18 protein-coding genes are annotated in these 18,157 nt (G+C 41.5%); 15 read left to right on the forward strand and 3 right to left on the reverse strand.

Features of this window, described 5'->3' with window-relative positions:
* Positions 1–70: 70 nt before the first annotated feature.
* The 3 genes from RG959_RS10575 to RG959_RS10585 all read left to right on the forward strand — a co-directional run bounded on the left by RG959_RS10575 (position 71) and on the right by RG959_RS10585 (position 2,492).
* Positions 71–1,075: a TAXI family TRAP transporter solute-binding subunit gene (locus RG959_RS10575; protein ID WP_342797078.1), complete on the forward strand. Its 1,005-nt coding sequence runs from the start codon at positions 71–73 to the stop codon at positions 1,073–1,075.
* A 65-nt stretch (positions 1,076–1,140) separates the two neighbouring features.
* The gene (locus tag RG959_RS10580; RefSeq protein WP_342797079.1) at positions 1,141–1,650 is read left to right on the forward strand and encodes a DUF1850 domain-containing protein; all 510 of its coding nucleotides are present in this window, start codon (positions 1,141–1,143) and stop codon (positions 1,648–1,650) included.
* Between the two features lie 80 nt (positions 1,651–1,730).
* On the forward strand, positions 1,731–2,492 hold the full coding sequence (locus RG959_RS10585) for an SDR family NAD(P)-dependent oxidoreductase (RefSeq protein WP_342797080.1): 762 nt from the start codon (positions 1,731–1,733) through the stop codon (positions 2,490–2,492).
* A 34-nt stretch (positions 2,493–2,526) separates the two neighbouring features.
* Here the strand turns inward: RG959_RS10585 and RG959_RS10590 are convergent, their stop codons facing one another.
* A complete protein-coding gene (locus RG959_RS10590; protein WP_251272541.1) occupies positions 2,527–2,676 on the reverse strand; it encodes a hypothetical protein in 150 nt (49 codons plus the stop codon).
* Positions 2,677–2,879: 203 nt separating this feature from the next.
* Between RG959_RS10590 and RG959_RS10595 the strand changes: the two genes are divergently transcribed.
* The 9 genes from RG959_RS10595 (at position 2,880) to RG959_RS10635 (ending at position 11,780) form a co-directional block, all read left to right on the forward strand.
* On the forward strand, positions 2,880–3,686 hold the full coding sequence (locus tag RG959_RS10595) for a carbonic anhydrase (RefSeq protein ID WP_342797081.1): 807 nt from the start codon (positions 2,880–2,882) through the stop codon (positions 3,684–3,686).
* Positions 3,687–4,016: 330 nt separating this feature from the next.
* Positions 4,017–4,751 carry a UTRA domain-containing protein gene (locus RG959_RS10600; protein ID WP_342797082.1) on the forward strand — a complete coding sequence of 245 codons (735 nt, stop codon included), beginning with the start codon at positions 4,017–4,019 and terminating at the stop codon, positions 4,749–4,751.
* Between the two features lie 380 nt (positions 4,752–5,131).
* Complete coding sequence (locus RG959_RS10605; RefSeq protein WP_342797083.1) at positions 5,132–6,007, forward strand: PfkB family carbohydrate kinase; 876 nt, start codon at positions 5,132–5,134, stop codon at positions 6,005–6,007.
* 248 nt (positions 6,008–6,255) lie between these two features.
* Entirely contained in the window at positions 6,256–7,125 is an 870-nt protein-coding gene (locus RG959_RS10610; protein ID WP_342797084.1) for a transporter substrate-binding domain-containing protein, read from the forward strand.
* Between the two features lie 22 nt (positions 7,126–7,147).
* Positions 7,148–7,891, forward strand: a complete 744-nt coding sequence (locus RG959_RS10615; RefSeq protein WP_342797085.1) for an amino acid ABC transporter ATP-binding protein — start codon at positions 7,148–7,150, stop codon at positions 7,889–7,891.
* A 24-nt stretch (positions 7,892–7,915) separates the two neighbouring features.
* Positions 7,916–8,647 (forward strand): amino acid ABC transporter permease, encoded by a 732-nt coding sequence (locus RG959_RS10620; protein WP_342797086.1) that lies wholly within the window; start codon positions 7,916–7,918, stop codon positions 8,645–8,647.
* Positions 8,595–9,236 (forward strand): amino acid ABC transporter permease, encoded by a 642-nt coding sequence (locus RG959_RS10625; RefSeq protein WP_342797087.1) that lies wholly within the window; start codon positions 8,595–8,597, stop codon positions 9,234–9,236. The genes RG959_RS10620 and RG959_RS10625 overlap by 53 nt, the downstream gene beginning before the upstream one ends.
* A gap of 263 nt (positions 9,237–9,499) precedes the next feature.
* Positions 9,500–10,504 carry an SIS domain-containing protein gene (locus tag RG959_RS10630; RefSeq protein ID WP_342797088.1) on the forward strand — a complete coding sequence of 335 codons (1,005 nt, stop codon included), beginning with the start codon at positions 9,500–9,502 and terminating at the stop codon, positions 10,502–10,504.
* 166 nt (positions 10,505–10,670) lie between these two features.
* A complete protein-coding gene (locus tag RG959_RS10635) occupies positions 10,671–11,780 on the forward strand; it encodes a type II asparaginase (protein WP_342797089.1) in 1,110 nt (369 codons plus the stop codon).
* Positions 11,781–11,857: 77 nt separating this feature from the next.
* On the opposite strand, the gene RG959_RS10640 is transcribed toward RG959_RS10635, so the two are convergent.
* The gene (locus RG959_RS10640; protein WP_342797090.1) at positions 11,858–14,155 is read right to left on the reverse strand and encodes a glycoside hydrolase family 3 C-terminal domain-containing protein; all 2,298 of its coding nucleotides are present in this window, start codon (positions 14,153–14,155) and stop codon (positions 11,858–11,860) included.
* Between the two features lie 99 nt (positions 14,156–14,254).
* Between RG959_RS10640 and RG959_RS10645 the strand changes: the two genes are divergently transcribed.
* Positions 14,255–15,439: an AraC family transcriptional regulator gene (locus tag RG959_RS10645; protein ID WP_342797091.1), complete on the forward strand. Its 1,185-nt coding sequence runs from the start codon at positions 14,255–14,257 to the stop codon at positions 15,437–15,439.
* Positions 15,440–15,483: 44 nt separating this feature from the next.
* On the opposite strand, the gene RG959_RS10650 is transcribed toward RG959_RS10645, so the two are convergent.
* Positions 15,484–16,119 carry an FMN-dependent NADH-azoreductase gene (locus RG959_RS10650; protein ID WP_342797092.1) on the reverse strand — a complete coding sequence of 212 codons (636 nt, stop codon included), beginning with the start codon at positions 16,117–16,119 and terminating at the stop codon, positions 15,484–15,486.
* A gap of 409 nt (positions 16,120–16,528) precedes the next feature.
* Between RG959_RS10650 and RG959_RS10655 the strand changes: the two genes are divergently transcribed.
* Together RG959_RS10655 and RG959_RS10660 are read left to right on the forward strand one after the other, a co-directional pair.
* On the forward strand, positions 16,529–17,335 hold the full coding sequence (locus RG959_RS10655) for a carbon-nitrogen hydrolase family protein (RefSeq protein ID WP_342797093.1): 807 nt from the start codon (positions 16,529–16,531) through the stop codon (positions 17,333–17,335).
* Positions 17,336–18,157, forward strand: a complete 822-nt coding sequence (locus RG959_RS10660; protein ID WP_342797094.1) for a sodium:solute symporter family transporter — start codon at positions 17,336–17,338, stop codon at positions 18,155–18,157. It abuts the gene before it with no gap.

Below are 18,157 nucleotides of genomic sequence, written 5' to 3' on the forward strand. Positions count from 1 at the left end.
CTTCTATATATAAGAAAGGTTTGTTCAATTTGTACTGCTGTGATTAAGGAGAAAAAGGGAGGATGTATGTATGAAAAAATCTCGTTTTAGCGTATTATTCGGCACAGTTTTAATGACGGCTGCCATCACGGCTGCCTGTGGTGAAAGCAGCGACGGCGGCACGGCCGACACAGGCGAAGGAAGTGGAGGCGGCGGAAGCGCAAGCCAGGATTTGAGCTTGCTAACGGGCGGCACAGGGGGGACGTATTATCCGCTTGGCGGACAAATCGCTAATATTATTTCCGATAAAACGGATGCAAATATCACTCCGCAGACATCCGGTGCTTCTGCAGAGAATATGGAAACACTGCGGGCCGGAGAAGCAGAGCTGGCTTTTTCTCAAACAGATATTGCCGCTTATGCCATTGAAGGAAAAGAAATGTTTGAAGGAGACCCCATTGATAATGTCCAGGCGATCGCTTCCCTATACCCGGAAACGGTGCAGCTTGTGACAACCGCTAAAAGCGGCATCAAATCGGTTGAAGATTTGGAAGGAAAAACGGTCTCTGTTGGAGCACCTGGATCGGGCGCTTACATTAATGCCATGCAGGTGTTAGAGATTCATGGAATGTCGGACAAAGACATTAAAGCCCAAAATCTTTCTTTTGATGAATCGACGGACGGGATTCAATCTGGAAACATTGACGCAGCGTTTATCACAGCTGGAACACCTACTGGTGCCGTAGAAGCGTTGTCCGCACAAAATGACGTCGTGCTCATCCCGATTGCTGACGATAAAATCCAGGAGCTTGTTGAAAAGTATCCATATTATGCAGAAGACACAGTCCCAAGCGGAACTTATAAAATTAAGGAAGATGTAAAAACGGTTGCTGTTAAAGCTATGCTTGTAGCGTCAAAAGACGTCGATGAAGATCTTGTGTACGAAATGACAAAAGCGCTTTATGAAAACACCGATCAAATCACTCACGCCAAAGGAGAATTTATTACACCGGAAACGGCTCTTGAAGGTTTAGGCGATATGGAGCTGCACCCAGGGGCAGCTAAATATTTTGAAGAAGCAGGCGTTTCTAAGTAAACACCTTTTAGTCGATAGGCTGCACTGCGGCCTGTCGACTTCATTTTTTTAAAGGGGTGATTCGGTTGAAAGCTAAAGTAATCAGTGCGGCAGCACTAACGATTCTGTTCGTTTCCACCCTCGTTTTTTTCTATCCGTACAGGCAGGTGATCGCGCTGACTTATGAAAATAAAGACAGCCTGCTCGCCTACGTGCCATTAAAAGGAGCAGAAACCTTTCAAATTCAGTACACACACTCGATTCATTTGTCGGACGTAGTCGAGTCCTATCAATTATCACATGATCAAATCGTTCAAACAGAGCTTTCCTACAAAGACTTTGCGGTAGGAATGCCTTCAAATGCAGAAGGTGAAGAAGTATTTGAAGAAAAAAACGGCACATATTACATAAAAAATATGAACCGCGGTTTTCCTTATCTTGATTTAAGAATCGGCCAGGTACGGGCAAATCATCGGCTTATATATGAAAATCATGTTTATACGTTGTCCAAGTCCGTAAAGCCGGGGACATGGATTCGAATATCAGAGCGCAGGTTAACCTTATGGGAGCAATGGAAGGCAGCCAAAGTCAAATGACCTATTATCTTGGACAATCGGAAAGAAAAAGAGCTAAGATAAAACCGTAGAAGCAAATCAAGCAAACAGGGGATGATGAAGTGGATTTACAATTAAAAGGCAAGCATGTTTTGATCACAGGAGGCTCAAAAGGAATCGGACGGGCGATTGCAGAAACGCTTATAGAAGAAGGAGCAAACGTGTCCATTGCAGCCCGTGGAATAGAAGCACTCCAACAAACAAAAGAAGAACTAGGCGGAAGCGTATCCATCTTTCAAACAGATTTACTGAAGGCCGACGAGCGGGAAGCGCTTATCCACTCGTTTATGGAACAGCACGGAACGATCGATGTGCTCATCAACAATGCCGGCGGCAGCAATGGCGGAAAAGCAGCCGAAACCGATATGGATTTATTTTATGAAGCGATGGAGCTGAACTACTTCTCAGCCGTGCATTTAAGCAAATTAGCGGTTGAAGAGATGAAGAAAAAGCAGTCAGGAGCGATCATTAATATCACATCTGTATTTGGCAGAGAAAGCGGAGGTAAGGTGACTTATAATAACGCGAAAGCGGCGTTGATTAGTTTCACGAAATCGATGGCTGACGAAGTGATCCGGGATGGTATCCGTGTAAACAGTGTGGCACCGGGCAGTATTTTGCACGAAAGCGGCAACTGGAAAAGACGTCTGGAAGAAAACCCGGAGAAAATCAACGCGTTTGTTCAAAATGAGATTCCGGCGGGCCGTTTTGGAACAGCTGAAGAAGTCGCAAATGTGGTTGCTTTTCTTGCTTCAGAAAAAGCATCCTGGCTGGTCGGGACAAGCATTAATGTCGATGGCGGGCAATCGAGGATGAACTTTTAAAAAGTATTTCAGGCAGCTTAGAAGCTGCCTTTTTTCATACCAAATCCACTGGCTGTTCCGTTACATGCGGGAGCTCATTTTGACGCTCATACGCAATAAGGGTACATTCCAGCTCTCTTTCAAGCTGCTGGATTTTTTTGGTTTGCTCGGATGACAGCTCGGCAATTTCAAATCCTTTATACATTCCCCTCACCCCCTAAAAAGCAGTGTGCCCCCAATCCCTTATTTAAACCAGTTTAGATTTAACATGGCTTCCAATTTAAAGGTTCCTTTATACACTTTGTCTATATTTTCGCATCATACAATAAAAAACAGCTCAAAAGATTCATTTCCTTTTTCGGTGATTATGGTAAATATAAAAGCAGAAAGATGAAATGGAGGATAAATATGTTAAAGAAGAAAATAGCTATACCTGTGTCATTTACATATTTTACACTTGCCCTAGCCTCATATACGTTTCTTCCATCGCAGTTTGCGAATGGAGAAGAAGGCATCCTGGCAGAAACGGGACATGAGTGGTCTTATGAAGGAGAAACCGGTCCAAGCCATTGGGCAGAGCTGGATCCATTAAACTCTGCATGTGCAAATGGCACGGAACAGTCTCCAATCAACATTCAAAAAGCACAAGCGAAAGAGGCAGCCAAGCTTGAGAATTTAGAAATTAACTATACACCAAGTGCTTTCTCACTCATGAATAATGGGCACACTGTACAGGGGAATATTCAAACAGATAAGAATTCCATTCTATTAAATGGAAAGGGATACACACTGGCACAATTTCATTTCCACACACCAAGTGAACACCTGATTAATGGAAATTCCTATGATATGGAGCTGCATCTTGTTCATAAAGATAAAGACGGCCAGCTTGCAGTGCTGGGCGTACTGATCAAAGAAGGCAAGACAAATACAGTATTAGAGCAGACATGGAACGCTATACCAAAAGAAAAAACAACCGAAGAAATAAGCGTATCGGAGCCGATTGATCTGGCGCATATTTTGCCCAAAAATCAGCACACTTACCAATATGCAGGTTCTTTAACAACACCTCCATGTTCTGAAGGAGTGCAATGGGTGGTCTTCAAGCAGCCCATTGAAATGTCTAAAGAACAAATCAATACTTTCCGCCACATTTTCCCTGATGACCACCGCCCTGTCCAGGCAATAGGGGAGCGGGAAGTGATAAAGAACTAAATATCGTAGAAAGCAGAAGAATTTTTTCAGGTCTTCTGCTTTTTTATCTTTTATGACACTTATTCCAGTGATTAGGGTTCTTTTTGCATCTCTAGAAAAACTAAATCCTTTTGTGTCTTTATTTTCGGCATGGTATGTTAAAATAGTTCAAATACAAACAACCTAATCTTGTAATCGCTTTCTATCGTTTGTATAGGAATATATATTCAGACATATTCTATAATAAAAATGGATTACCAACAAAAGCTATTCATTTCTTGCAGAACATAATATATGATATATTATAATTAAGTATTACAAATATAAAAGTGAGGAAAAGGGGGCATCTATATGAAATTAAATAACACAAGCGAAAAACCATTGTATTTTCAGTTAAAGCAGGTTTTAAAAGAAGATATATTGAGGGGAAAATATAAGCCGGGAGAAAAGCTGCCTCCTGAATCTGAAATCTGTAAAGCATACGGAGTAAGCCGCATTACGTCACGAAGAGCAATTACCGACTTAGTTCAAGAAGGCATTTTATATAGTATGCAGGGCAAAGGAACCTTTGTAAAAGAATTAAAAGAAAAGCGTGAGCTCATTTCTGTAGGAGGATTTTCTGAATTAACAACCGCTTCTGGAAAGCAGCCGAGTTCGCAAATTTTATCAAGCCAAATTATACAGGCACCAGAAGATTTAAGTGGAAAATTTCGCATTGCTATGGGAGATCCTGTGTTAAAGCTTCACCGCCTTCTTTTTGTTGAAGAAAAACTGCCCTTCATTATCGAAACATCCTTTTTCCCGCTCAACCACTTTCCTGATCTTGAAAAGTATATTGGTGCACCATCTACTTATCAAATACTAAAAGAAAAATACGGTGTTGAATTTTCACGTTCTCAAAAAACGTTAGAAGTGGTTTCAGCGTCTGAGTACGAAGCAAATTTATTTCAATGTGATTTAGGGTTTCCGCTTTTTTCAATAGAGAAATTAACGTATGATCGCCAAAGCCGGCCCATCCATTTTTCTCAATCTCTATATATGACAAACCGGGTTGTCTTTAACATTGATGTAGACAATGACATATAAGGGCCTGACGAAAGCTGTTTCTTGCTTTAAACAGCAAATATTATATTAAAGAAACGCAGAAGACAACTTGTTCTTCTGTTTTTTTATTTTACCCGGCATAACATGAGGAAAGATAGTAGTCGGAAGAGTTAGAATTTTTAAATTTATTATTGACTTTGGCTTACTTAGGTAGTATATATAATATATTATAACTTTATATGATATGTGTGGAAGGTACCATAACCATTGAACAGGAAATAGCAAAAGGTAAGAAAGCGCTTTAATTGATTATATGAAAGGATCAATGATTTATCTTACCGTGAAAACTGTGAATGCACAACACCTTTTAAACAAACAAGCTTTAGTAATCTTCAAATATTTAAAAAGGAAGGGTGATTAAAATGAAACTGATCGCTATTGGTGATAATGTGGTGGATTATTACCAAAATCAAAATGTGTTATATCCTGGGGGAAATGCAGTCAATGTAGCAGTAGCCGCTAAAAGGATGGGAGCGGCTTCAAGTGCTTATTTAGGTATCATAGGAAATGATGAAGCTGCTGAGCATGTCACAAATTGTCTTGTGTCAGAAAACATTGATTTATATCGCAGCCGTACAGTGTATGGAGAAAGCGGGAAAGCAACGGTATCCATTACGGAAGACGGAGATCGGATTTTTATAGGAACAAATAAAGGCACACGCGTTCAATCATTAGTAAAGCTTTCTTTAACGGAACAGGATATTGACTACATTAATCAGTTCGATTTGGTTCATATGAGTGTCAACAGTGAGACAGATCATGAACTATCCCGACTGGCCCATAAGTCGATCTCTTTTGATTTTTCTACCTCTAATCGGTGGAGTGAAGAGTATTTAAAGCAAATTTGTCCTTATATAGAATTCGCTTTTTTCTCAGGAAGCGATCTGTCGCTTGAAGACATTGATGTATTAATAGAAGAAGTTCATCAGCTGGGTGTGAAAGTAGTAGGTGTAACAAGAGGAGAAAAACCTGCTGTGTTCTCTGAAGAAGGAAGAAGGGTTGAACAACAGCCTTTGCAAACAACAGTCATTGATACGATGGGGGCTGGAGACTCATTTATTGGAACATTCCTTTCCGCCTATTATGATAATCACAACCTTAAAACAGCTCTTTATGAAGCGGCAAAAGCAGCAGCTAAAACATGCCGATGCCAGGGGGCATTTGGATATGGAATTGAGGAGGATTTTATTTCTCAAGTATCTTACACAGAAACAGTTGTACCAAAGATTCTTATGTAAGATTATCTCTCATAAGAATGGTGAAGTCGGGACTTACATGTTATATAATAATATATAATTAAATATAATAAATAAAAGGGTGATGCATCATTTTAAGAGAAATAGACTTAGCAATATTTATCTGTACTTTTTAAGACTTCTTTTTATTTCTTAAGCCGATTGAATACCGCTTTACCTTTCTTCATAAAAAATGCAATTCAGTTTCTAACATTGATTTTAAAAATCTATGGAAAAGTGAGGAGAAGAGGATGAAACGTCGTTTTTCGATCATGCTGGCTGTTATTTTGGTATTTGTTTTCTCGGCTCTTGCAGGATGCAGCAATTCAAGTACAACAGCTGGAGAAGCAGAAAATGAAAAAAAGATTAATACAAACCTTCCAGCCCTGCCTGAAGAAATAAAAGAAAGAGGCAAGTTCGTCGTTGGTGTCAAAGTTGATTATCCACCACTTGGTTACTTAGATGAAACAGGAAAGAATGCTGGTTATGAAATTGATGTAGTAAGAAAAATGGCTGAGTACGCATTTGGTTCGCAGGATGCAGTTGAATTTGTGGCCGTTAACGCAACAAATCGTATTCCATTTTTAACATCTAAAAAGATCGACTTCATTGCTGCTACGCTGGGGACAACGGAAGAACGGAAAAAGGAAATTGATTTTACTACTCCGTTTTTTGAAGGGGGAGCCATTACAGTAGTGCCAAAAGGAAGCGACATTAAGGGGCCGGCAGATTTAGCAGGTAAAAAAGTTATTGTGATTAAAGGATCTACAGCTTCTCTTTATTTAGACGCCGAAGTACCAACAGCTAAGCAAATTAAAATTGAAAGCATTGCGGATGCATTCCGTGCATTTAAAGATGGCCGGGCAGATGCCGTCCTTCATGATGTAGTACTGATGTCGGAACTAATTAAAAATTCAGATGATTATACGATGGTAGGGGAACAAGTGGCAGTGGATTCGCCAATGGCGATTGGTGTACGTAAAAATGAGCCGAAGATGCTGGATTTCTTAAATGGTGCATTGGAAGAAATGAGAAAAGAAGATTATTTTAAATCTGTCATTGAAAAGTATATGGAGCCAACAGGTGACCTGGATCCGCTGGAAATGGTACCGCGCCCGTAAACAAAGAAATGGAGGAGACACAATGGAAAAAATACAGCCAAAATTGAGCATTCGAAATTTGCATAAACACTTTGGGGATCTATCGATCCTCAAAGGTGTTAACTTTGATGTTTTTCCAAAAGAAGTCATTGTTGTGATCGGGCCGAGCGGATCTGGAAAAAGCACTTTGCTTCGCTGTATTAACGGTCTCGAAAGCATTAATGAAGGTGAAGTTTATTTAGACAGCGACCAAAAAATTGACTATACACCTGCTTCCCTGCAAAAAGTGCGGCAAAAAATCGGCATGGTATTTCAAAGCTACAATTTATTCCCTCATATGACGGTAATCGAAAATTTGCTGCTTGCCCCAATAAAAGTGCAGAAACGGTCTAAAAGCGAAGTGCTGCCGCAGGCGACGGCTTTATTAGAACAAGTAGGAATGCTGGATAAAGCAGACAGCTATCCAAATCAATTATCAGGCGGACAGCAGCAGCGTATTGCAATTGCAAGGTCTCTCGTGATGAATCCAGAAGTGATTTTATTTGATGAAGTCACATCGGCTCTTGACCCAGAGAGAGTAAGAGACGTTTTAGAGGTTATGAAAGATTTAGCGTCAAGAGGAACAACCATGATGATTGTGACGCATGAAATGGGATTTGCAAAAGAAGTAAGCGATCGTGTGATTTTTATGGATGGGGGAGTTGTAGTAGAGGAAGGTCCTCCGGAAGAGCTTTTCGCCAATCCGAAAGAAGAGCGCACGAAGCAATTTTTGAAAAATGCCATGTAATAAACGATGAAAGGAGGAAAAACAATGGGACTTGATTTTGCTTATATGGCGGACATATTTCCACTTCTGCTGACAGGTTTAAAATTAACACTCTGGATCAGCGGACTGGCCATTTTGTTTGCCCTGTTAATTGGAATTACAGGCGCTATTATTAGGACTTTAAATATACCCATTTTATCGCAGCTTGTAACAATATTTGTTGAAGTAACACGGAACACTCCTCTTTTAGTACATGTTTTCTTTTTGTACTTTGGCCTTCCGACCATTGGCATTACTTTACCCGCTGTTACTGTTGGTATTTTAACGTTATCTATTTGGGGCGGTGCCTATGCAGTTGAAAACTTCCGCAGCGGTACAGATGCGGTTTCTAAATCGCTTATTGAATCTGGTCAATCTCTCGGATTGAGCATTGGACAAATCGTCCGTTACATTATCATTCCATTAGGATTCCGAATTAGCTTTCCCTCTTTTTCAAACACAGCCATTTCTCTTATTAAAAACTCGGCTTATATGACAAGTATTGGGGCCGCTGAAATGACATTCGTGGCAATGGACCGTATGGCTTATGATTTTAAAACATACGAGATCTTAATTTCAGTCGCCGTTATTTATCTTGCTGTTATCTGGGGCGCTTCATTCCTGTTCAGCCAGATTGAACGCAAATTAAACTTTAATAAAACACCAAAAGAAAGGATGAGCAGCCGTGGCAGGTTATCAAATTTTATTAGACGGTTTAGTGAAAACACTGCTTCTTAGTGCAAGCTGCATTGTCATTTCACTCGTGATCGGTGTCATCATCGGGGTGATGCAAACCTCTAAACACGTACTCGCACGAAGTATAGCAAAAGGGTATGCTGAGTTGTTTCGCGGCCTGCCGATTGTTATTACACTTTTTCTCGTTTTTTTCATCCTGCCGGAAGCAGGAATTGAAGTAAACAGCTACATTTCTGCCATGATTGGCCTTAGCTTATGGAGCAGCGCAAATATCTCTGTTACGGTCCGTGGTGCGATTCAATCGATTCCTCCTACACAGGTGGAAGCGAGTTTGGCGCTTGGCATGAGCAGTCTGCAAACGATGCGTTATGTAATTTTCCCTCAGGCATTCCGCCGGATGATTCCATCCATTATAGGGCTGATTTCTAACTTGGTTCAAACAACTTCTTTATCCGTTTTAATTGGCAACATGGACTTGTTAAAGTCGGCACAGATTTTGATTGAACGAGTGGAGATATTAGAAGGGGGCGCCATTGCGTTCCAAGTATATTCACTGTTATTAGTTGTTTATTTCATCATTTGTTATCCTTTGTCACTGTTATCAAGAAAAATGGAAAAGAAGCTTGTTTAAAATCCATCACTAATATGTATGGATCTTTAAAACACGATCCAGACAAAGGTGGTGCTAAACTACCTTTGTCTGGATCTTCATAGCTGTTTCTTTTGAAAAAGTCCAAATCAGCAGCTACTGTTTGGAATGTATGACTGGTTCTTTTTTTTGCAGATACTTATCATAATAAAATTTATATAAATATATAACAAGTGTTGACGGTTACCTTAACTTATTATATATTTATATATAATAAAACATTACAATTTCAGGAGGGTTTAACCATGACAGTCACAAGTGTTTGTTCAACTGCTCAATCGCAAATCGAAGAGATTTTGGAAGCATTCAAAGGCAGAACCATTGACCACGTATTTTATGTAGCATGCGGTGGATCCTCGGCTTTAATGTATCCGAGCAAGTATTTCCTTGACCGGGAATCAAGCAATGTCACAGCTGAAGTGTATAACTCAAATGAATTTATTTACCGCAATCCTAGAACACTTGGTGAAAACTCTTTGGTTATTCTTTGCTCACACAAAGGAAAAACGCCAGAAACAACAGAAGCAGCAAAATTTGCAAAAAGCAAAGGAGCATTGGTTGTTTCTCTCATGTACGTTGAAACAGCACCGCTGGCAGATGAATCCGACTTTATCGTGAATTACAGCTGGGCACCTCCAGGAGAACTTGATCCTCATCCAGAATTTATGAACTATGCTGTCCTTTACCGCCTTACAGCAGGTCTGCTGTACGTAAAAGAAGGCAACAAGCAGTATGAAAAAATCGTAAGCAGCCTGGAAAATATGGATGAAGTGCTTCGCAAGGTAAAAGCCCAATACACGGAAAAAGCAAAAGCATATGCGCAGGAGTACAAAGACGAAACAACGATTTATACTATGGCGAGCGGCTCGAATTATGGAATTGCTTACTCATTCGCGATTTGTATCTTGATGGAAATGCAGTGGATCAATTCCCATGCAATCCATGCAGGAGAATTCTTCCATGGCCCATTTGAAATTTTAGATAAAAAATGCCCGTTTATTTTGTTAATGGGACTTGATGAAACCCGTCCAATGGAAGAGCGAGCATTGAAATTCCTTCAAGAGCACGGTGGAAAACTGCTGATTCTTGATGCAAAAGACTTTGATTTAACGGGCTTTGATGAAGAGGTAAAAAAATATATGGTGCCATTAGTGCTTAATTTCGTTTTACGTGTGTACGCTGTTGAATTGGCTGAAGCCCGTAATCATCCTCTTGAAGTTAGACGCTATATGTTTAAAGTTCCTTACTAATAAAAACGTAAAGTGAAAAGAAGAAAACCCCAGGAGGGATCATTTAATTCCCTTTTTGGGGTTTCTTTTATAAAAAAGTAGAAAAAGCCGTAAGAAGTGAGGCAGTTGATTGTAAGGGCCGTGTTATGCAAGATGGAAATTGAAGAGAACAAGGAGAGAGTAAAATATGAAATTGAAAAGAACATTAAAAGTAGCAGCAGCGACTACATTTTTGTTAATGCCGGGTTCAATGATGACTTCCGCTCAGGCGTCTTCTGTTACGAAAACAGCCATACAAAGTACAGAGACGGACTTGCCTAATGTGAAGATTTTAGCTACCGGCGGCACGATCGCTGGATCTTCTGCCAGCAATACGGATACTACGGATTACAATGCGGGAGAGCTTGGCGTTGAAACATTAATTAAAGCAGTGCCAGAAATGAAAAAGCTGGCAGATGTCAGTGGGGAACAAGTGGCGAATGTAGGAAGTTCAGAAATCAATAATGAAATCCTATTGAAGCTTGGCAAACGAATTAATACCCTGCTTGCTTCCGATGATGTAGATGGAATTGTGGTTACACATGGTACGGATACATTAGAAGAAACGGCGTATTTCCTTAACCTTGTGGTGAAAAGTACAAAACCAGTGGTAGTTGTCGGAGCGATGCGGCCGGCTACTGCGATCAGTGCAGACGGTCCAATGAACCTATATAACGCTGTTAAACTTGCGGCAAATCCGGCTGCACAGAAAAAAGGTGTGATGGTTGCATTCAATGATCGAATTGGCGCGGCCCGTTACATAACCAAAACCCACACGACAGCACTAGATACGTTTAAATCTGTAGAACAAGGATATTTAGGCGGATTTGCCGGTGAAAGTACGTACTTCAGCTCCGCTATTACAAAAAAACATACGACACAAACAGCTTTTGATATCTCTAAGATTGAAAAACTGCCACAAGTCGATATTTTGTACTCTCATCAAAATGAGGGCCGATATTTATTTGATGCCGCTGTTGAAGCAGGAAGTAAAGGAATTATTGTCGCAGGATCCGGTAATGGATCAATGTCCAATACAGCGATGGCTGCAGCCAAAGATGCAAGTAAAGCTGGAGTCACGGTCGTCCGCTCTACACGTGTAGGAAGTGGAGTTGTCACTCACAAAGCGTCTGATGATACTGAGGGCCTGGTTTCTGCCGATTCTCTTAACCCACAAAAAGCCCGTATTTTGTTAATGCTTACATTAACAAAAACACATGATCCAAAGAAAATCCAACAATACTTTGATAAGTATTAATAGTTAATCGTTTGAAAAAAGATTTTTAAAATTCATACAAAAACAGCACGCAAGACTGCGTGCTGTTTTTGTCGTAATTACATACTCTTATGGCTCAACGCAAAAGGTTCCTTTTCTAAAGAAGCATTCGCTTCTTCAATAAAAGCATACATTTCTTCTTCAGTGACTGTGTTCGGATTAAAGGCAAGAATGGCCCGCAGCGGCAGGAATTTAAGCATAGCCGTCAGCATGTCATCCTGATTATCTTCTGATAGAGCAAATGGTCCGCCGGCTGTGGCTCTTTCTACAAATACTTTCGCAAGCGGTTCTGTTGCTGGGTGACCCAGTAAATCACCAACAGTCGTATTGCGGTGTACACGTTTTACAAAAGGAACAGTTGAGGTAACATGTACCGATTCTTCTAGAACGATGTCGGCAGAGGACTTGCCAATTAAGATCGTAAAGTCGCCTGTTTCAACGTGCCAGTCTTCTAAATCAACATTATAGTAAGCAAATGCACGTTTGCCGAGTAAGAACGTGACCGTTGTTTCTTCACCAGGCTGCAAGTATACTTTTTCAAAGCCTTTTAGTTCTTTTTCCGGACGGATGACGGTGCTTTCTGTATCTTTTACATACAGCTGCACCACTTCCTGGCCCGCAACGCTGCCTGTGTTTTTGACGGTAACGGACACATTTACCATTTCTTCATCTGTGAACTGTTTTTTATCGACAGTCAAATTAGCATACTCGAATGTTGTATAGCTTAATCCGAAGCCAAACGGGAAAAGAGGCTCGATTTGCTTTGTATCATAATAACGATAGCCGACAAACAATCCTTCCTTGTATTCCACTTTGTCACTCTCACCTGGAAAATTCAAGTGGGATGGGTTATGGCTGAGCTTTTGCGGGAATGTTTCAGCTAGTTTGCCGCTTGGGCTTGCATAGCCAAATAAAAGATCTGCAATCGCACCGCCAAGCGCCTGACCGCCAAGATATCCTTCCAGGACGGCTGCTGCCTGATCAAGCCATGGCATTTCAACAGGAGCCCCGTTGCTCAGTACAACAACCACGTTTTTTTGAACAGAGGCAACCGCTTGGATAAGGGCAATGTGATTAGCCGGCAGACTCAAATGTTCACGATCATATCCTTCCGATTCGTACCGATCCGGCAGTCCGACAAACAGGACAGCTGTCTCTGCATTCTGTGCCGCTCGTTTCGCTTCTTCCAAAAGTGTTTCATCCACATCGTCACTCATCAAATCGTAGCCGCGGGCATAGACAGCATCGGCTTCTTTTTGAATTTCCTCGTAAATGCTTTCTAGTTTCGTTGGCTTAATATGAGAGCTGCCGCCGCCCTGGTAGCGTGCTTTTTGAGCAAATTCTCCGATAACAGCGAGTTTGGCTTCTTTTGCAAGAGGCAGGAGAGCCCCTTCGTTTTTCAGCAGCACCATACTTTCGCACGCCGCTTCGCGGGCAAGCTGGTGGTGGGCTTCTTTATCGTAAGAAGCATTTTCTTTCTTGTTCTCAACCGCTTTAAAGATAATGTTAAGAATACGCTCGACTGCCTGGTTTAATATGTCTTCAGACAGAGCTCCATTTTGAACCGCTTGAATAATTTTCTTTTCGCCGGCACCGTGGCTGGATGGCATTTCAAGCTCAAGGCCGGCTTGAAGTCCATCCGCTCGTTCGTTCACAGCACCCCAGTCAGACACCACAAAGCCTTCAAATCCCCATTCATCTTTTAAAATATCCGTAAGAAGCCGTTTGTTTTCAGATGCATATTCGCCGTTTACTTTATTGTAAGAACACATCACAGTCCATGGCTGTGCCTGCTTAACGGCTTCTTCAAAGCTGGCCAGGTAAATTTCACGCAATGTCCGCTCGTCAACAATCGCATCGACTGACATGCGGCGGTTTTCCTGGTTATTGACAGCGAAGTGTTTTAAAGAAGTGCCAACTCCCTGGCTTTGCACACCTTTAATATGATTTGCTGCCATTTCCGAAGACAGATAAGGGTCCTCGGAAAAGTATTCAAAGTTTCGTCCGCAAAGAGGTGAACGCTTAATGTTAGCGCCAGGCCCGAGTAGCACGCTCACGTCTTCTGCCTGGCATTCTTCACCAAGCGCAGCCCCGACTTTTTCGATAAGAGAACGATTCCAAGAGCTGGCGATACCAGCTGCAGAAGGAAAGCATGTAGCAGGAACACTGTCAAAAAGACCTAAGTGATCAGCGCTTGTATCTTGTTTGCGAAGTCCATGAGGTCCATCCGTTACCATAATAGATGGAATGCCAAGCCGCTCAACACCTTTTAAATGCCAGAAATCAAGGCCTGAACACATACCTGCTTTTTCTTCAAGTGTCATTTGCTCAATTAATGCGTTTACATTTTGTTTCATGCCATAACGCCTCCATTTCATTTTCTGTTTTTATGATAGAAAAATAAAAGGTATAATGATGGTAGATTTTTTTGATTTTTAGTTCTTTTTTACGAAAGAGTGAGAAAAATAGAAAAACTTATTTCAGTCTGCCGGCTTGTGTGGGAAGCTTTTGGCCTGCCTGTTTTTATCGTCAATCACCGTAATGAAATCGTCTTTGAACAAGCTCCGCTGCCGGCACATCCATATGCTGCGTCGCCTATCAGCTTTTTGTCAGAAGCGCCTGAAATCCTTGATTTTCCTTATGTGCATACAACGACATACTTAGAGAATTTCTTTTACTTTAAAGCAAGTGACACCCTGATTCTGGCAGGCGGTCCCTGCCTGTATGAAGAAATGAATGATCTGCGCCTTGGGGGTCTGACTAATGATCTCACCGCTAATCAGACAAAGCTTGCCGACTACTACCGTCAGCTGCCCGTGTTAACAAAAAGAGAATTAAAGTCGGCAGCCCGCATTGCGTATTTTATGATTTATGGACGGGAAGAGGAGGTGGCCGAGAAGAAAATAGGGATTACAGTAGAAAATCCAGCTGCCCATGTGTCACGGCGCAAGCAATCATTGTCATTTCATCATGATCCATTTCATGAGAAAAAACTGATGAATGCAATTAAAAAGGGTGTCAGGAAAGAAGTGGTTAAGCTTGTACAGGAAGGTCCGGAAGATGGGGGAGAGTATGGAGTTTTATCCAAGTCCAGTTATGTGCGCAGCCAGAAAAACCTGGCGATTGCTTCGATCACCATGGCAACAAGAGCTGCGATGGATGGAGGGCTTGATTCAGAGCTGGCATATACCCTCAGTGATCTATACATTCAGCGTTTAGAAGATTTGCATGATGTAAGGCAGGTACAGCAACTGATAGAAGATGCTCTTGGCACTTTTGCGGATCGTGTAAAGGAAGCGAAAACAAATGCCGTTTCTTTTGTTATCTCCCGGTGCCAGCATTATATTCTTCAGCACGTTTATGATGAAATCCGCTTGAAGGATCTGGCTGACTATGTAAAATTGTCTCCTTCTTACTTATCGTCCTGCTTTAAAAAAGAAACAGGAACATCGATCAGCGAATGGATTCAAAAAGCACGCATCGAAGAAGCGGAAAGCCTCCTTCTTCTGTCGAGCTATACGATTGCAGATATTTGTTCATGGCTTCATTTTCCGGACCAGAGCTACTTTACAAAAGTATTTAAGAAGCACACGGGTTTGACGCCCAAAAGATATCGGGAAAGTGGACCCCCCTCATCATAAAAAAGCAGGAACCTGTTGGCTCCCGCTTTTTATCATTATATTTATTAAAACGATTTTGCCAGCTCTTTTGCCTGCTGGATTCCTGCTTCTTTAATTTCCTGCGCCCGGTCTGGGAACTGGTTGTGGCCTTCGATAAACAGCCCGTCGAAAGAAGGGACGCCGAAAAATTGCATAATAATGCTTATATAACGGTGGCCCATTTCCATATCAGCCGCTGGTCCTTCTGAATAAATACCACCGCGTGCCTGAATGTGCAGTGCTTTTTTATCAGTCATTAAACCAACTGGCCCTTGTTCTGTGTATTTAAATGTTTTGCCCGCCACACAAACGGAATCAAGATAGGCCTTCATCACTGGAGGGAACGAGAAGTTCCACATTGGTGTAACGAACACATATTTATCAGCTTTCACAAACTGATCGGACAACTCATTCAGCCGGCCTACTTTTGATTGCTCATCACTGGATAACTGATCAAATGCGTTTCCTCCCTGGAGTTTCCCCCAGCCGCTGAAAACATCATTGTCGATGTGAGGAATGTTTTCTTTGTATAGATCAAGATGAGTCACTTCGTCATCTTGGTTTGCTTCCCGGTAAGCGTTAATAAAAGCCTGCCCCGCTGCCATACTAAATGAGTTGGATTCATCATGCGGATGTGCTGTAATATAAAGAACTTGTGCCATTAGTGAACTCGTCCCTTTCTCTTTTGAGTAGTGGTATGGAATTTATGCTGTACTAATTCCTTCGTTTTATTCTCCCTAAACCTTTATTTTAGAAGCGAAGCATTTCTTTGCATTTTTACATTATTTTCAAGCGTGTTTCTTTTGTTGAAATCAGCAATTATAAACGGACCACATGTAAAAAATCGTTTTTACCACAGCCTGGTTTAGCCGGGCCCATTTTCTCTGTAAGAAACGGAATCTTCGGTTATCCTGCCCGTTTTCACAATGTCTATTCTGCTTTGTTTAGTTATGGACATTATGTCTAGTTACTTTTTTCAGAATATTTGATATATTTCCGTTATTATTCTTCAAGATTATTGTAATGCCAATAAATGCAAGGAAACAGGCAAGAAAAAAAGGGGGATGCTGCATGAAAGTAAAGATTGCGTTAGCTCAGTTTCAGCCGGTGTTATACGACAAAGAAGCCAATTTGGAGAAAATGGTCCAGTTCATTAAAGAAGCAGCTGAGCAGGAATGTGATATCGTGTTGTTTCCCGAAATGGCGACAACCGGTTATTTTACGCGTGAGAAAACGGCAGAGCTTGCTGAACAAGCAGAAGGCAGAAGTATTGGAGTGTTAAGGCAGTCAGCACGTGAGCATGGAATCATGGTTATTGCGGGATTTCCAGAAAAAAAAGACGGACAGTTGTTTAATTCTGCGGCTATTATTGACCAGAAAGGTACGCTGTTAGGCACCTATCAGAAAGTCCATTTGTGGGATGAAGAATATAAATATTTTTCCGCAGGAAGCGCTTTTCCAGTTTGGAAAACAACATTTGGTACAATCGGTGTCATGATTTGCTACGATACAGAATTTCCAGAAACAGCGCGAAGCCTGGCCGATAAAGGAGCAGAAATGATTTTAGCCCCAACAGCTAATATGAAACCGCTTGAACACTTTCAAAATATTTACATTCAAAGCCGGGCTGCTGAGAATCAAGTGTTCGTGGCGACAACCAATCGAATTGGTGTGGAGGAAACGACTCACTTTTTTGGTGAAAGCGCCGCTGCCAGCCCGTTTGGGAAGCTGCTTGTAAAAGGCTCTGGAGATGAGCAGCTTTATATAACGGAATTGGATTTAGCCCAGATTGAAGAAGCCAGGTCCTCTTTTTTCTATTTAAAAGACCGCCGGCCGGATTTATATATACCGGAAGCAGCGGGAAAGGAGAGGATATAAATGAATAGTGCCTTAGCTGGATACGGAATCATTTTGGGATTTACGCTTATTCTTATTTTGATCTCTCTTATAATCAGCCGAAATGAGTCCTCTAAGCGTGTAGATGAAATGCTTACAGCCGGCCGCAGCGTCCCGTTTGGCCTGGTGGCTGCTAGTGTATGTGTTGCCTGGATTTGGACAGGCACCATTATGGCTTCAGCAGAAGCAGGTGTATGGTACGGTGTAAACGGAGGCTTTAACTATGCGTGGGGAGCGGTTGTCCCATTTATGATTTTTATTCCGATTGCTTTGCGGCTTCGTAACATTATGCCGCGGACTACGACGTTTATTGAATTTATTCGGGAACGGTTTGACAGCCGGCTCGCAAATATTTACTTAGTCTTTGGTATTGCTCTTGTCTTGTATGTATGTGTCATGCAGGCGGTCGGCATTGCGTATGCATTTGAATATACGTTTCATTTAAACTACAAGGTAGTGGCTCTTTTATCCGCCATTTTATTTTCTGGTTTTATTGCCATTGCTGGTTTAAAAGGCTCTATTTACAATTCCGTATTTCAATTTTTTGTGATTATGATTGTAATCTTTATTACGATGCCGTTGATTGTGAAAGCGGTCGGACTTGAAAACATGTATTACGGCATGCTGGATGCGGTAACGAATACTGATCATCCACAGCATAATCCGGATGCTTTAAACTTTTTTGGACCGGCTGGGTGGCGCTATGGCTTATCGGCTGTTGTAATTGCGATGGGACAAGTTGTCCTGAGCCAGGGATATTACTCCACTGCCGCCGCTGCATCCAGCTCAAAAGGATTGTTCTAG

The sequence above is a fragment of the Domibacillus sp. 8LH genome (assembly GCF_038806185.1).
GTDB lineage: Bacteria > Bacillota > Bacilli > Bacillales > Domibacillaceae > Domibacillus > Domibacillus indicus_A.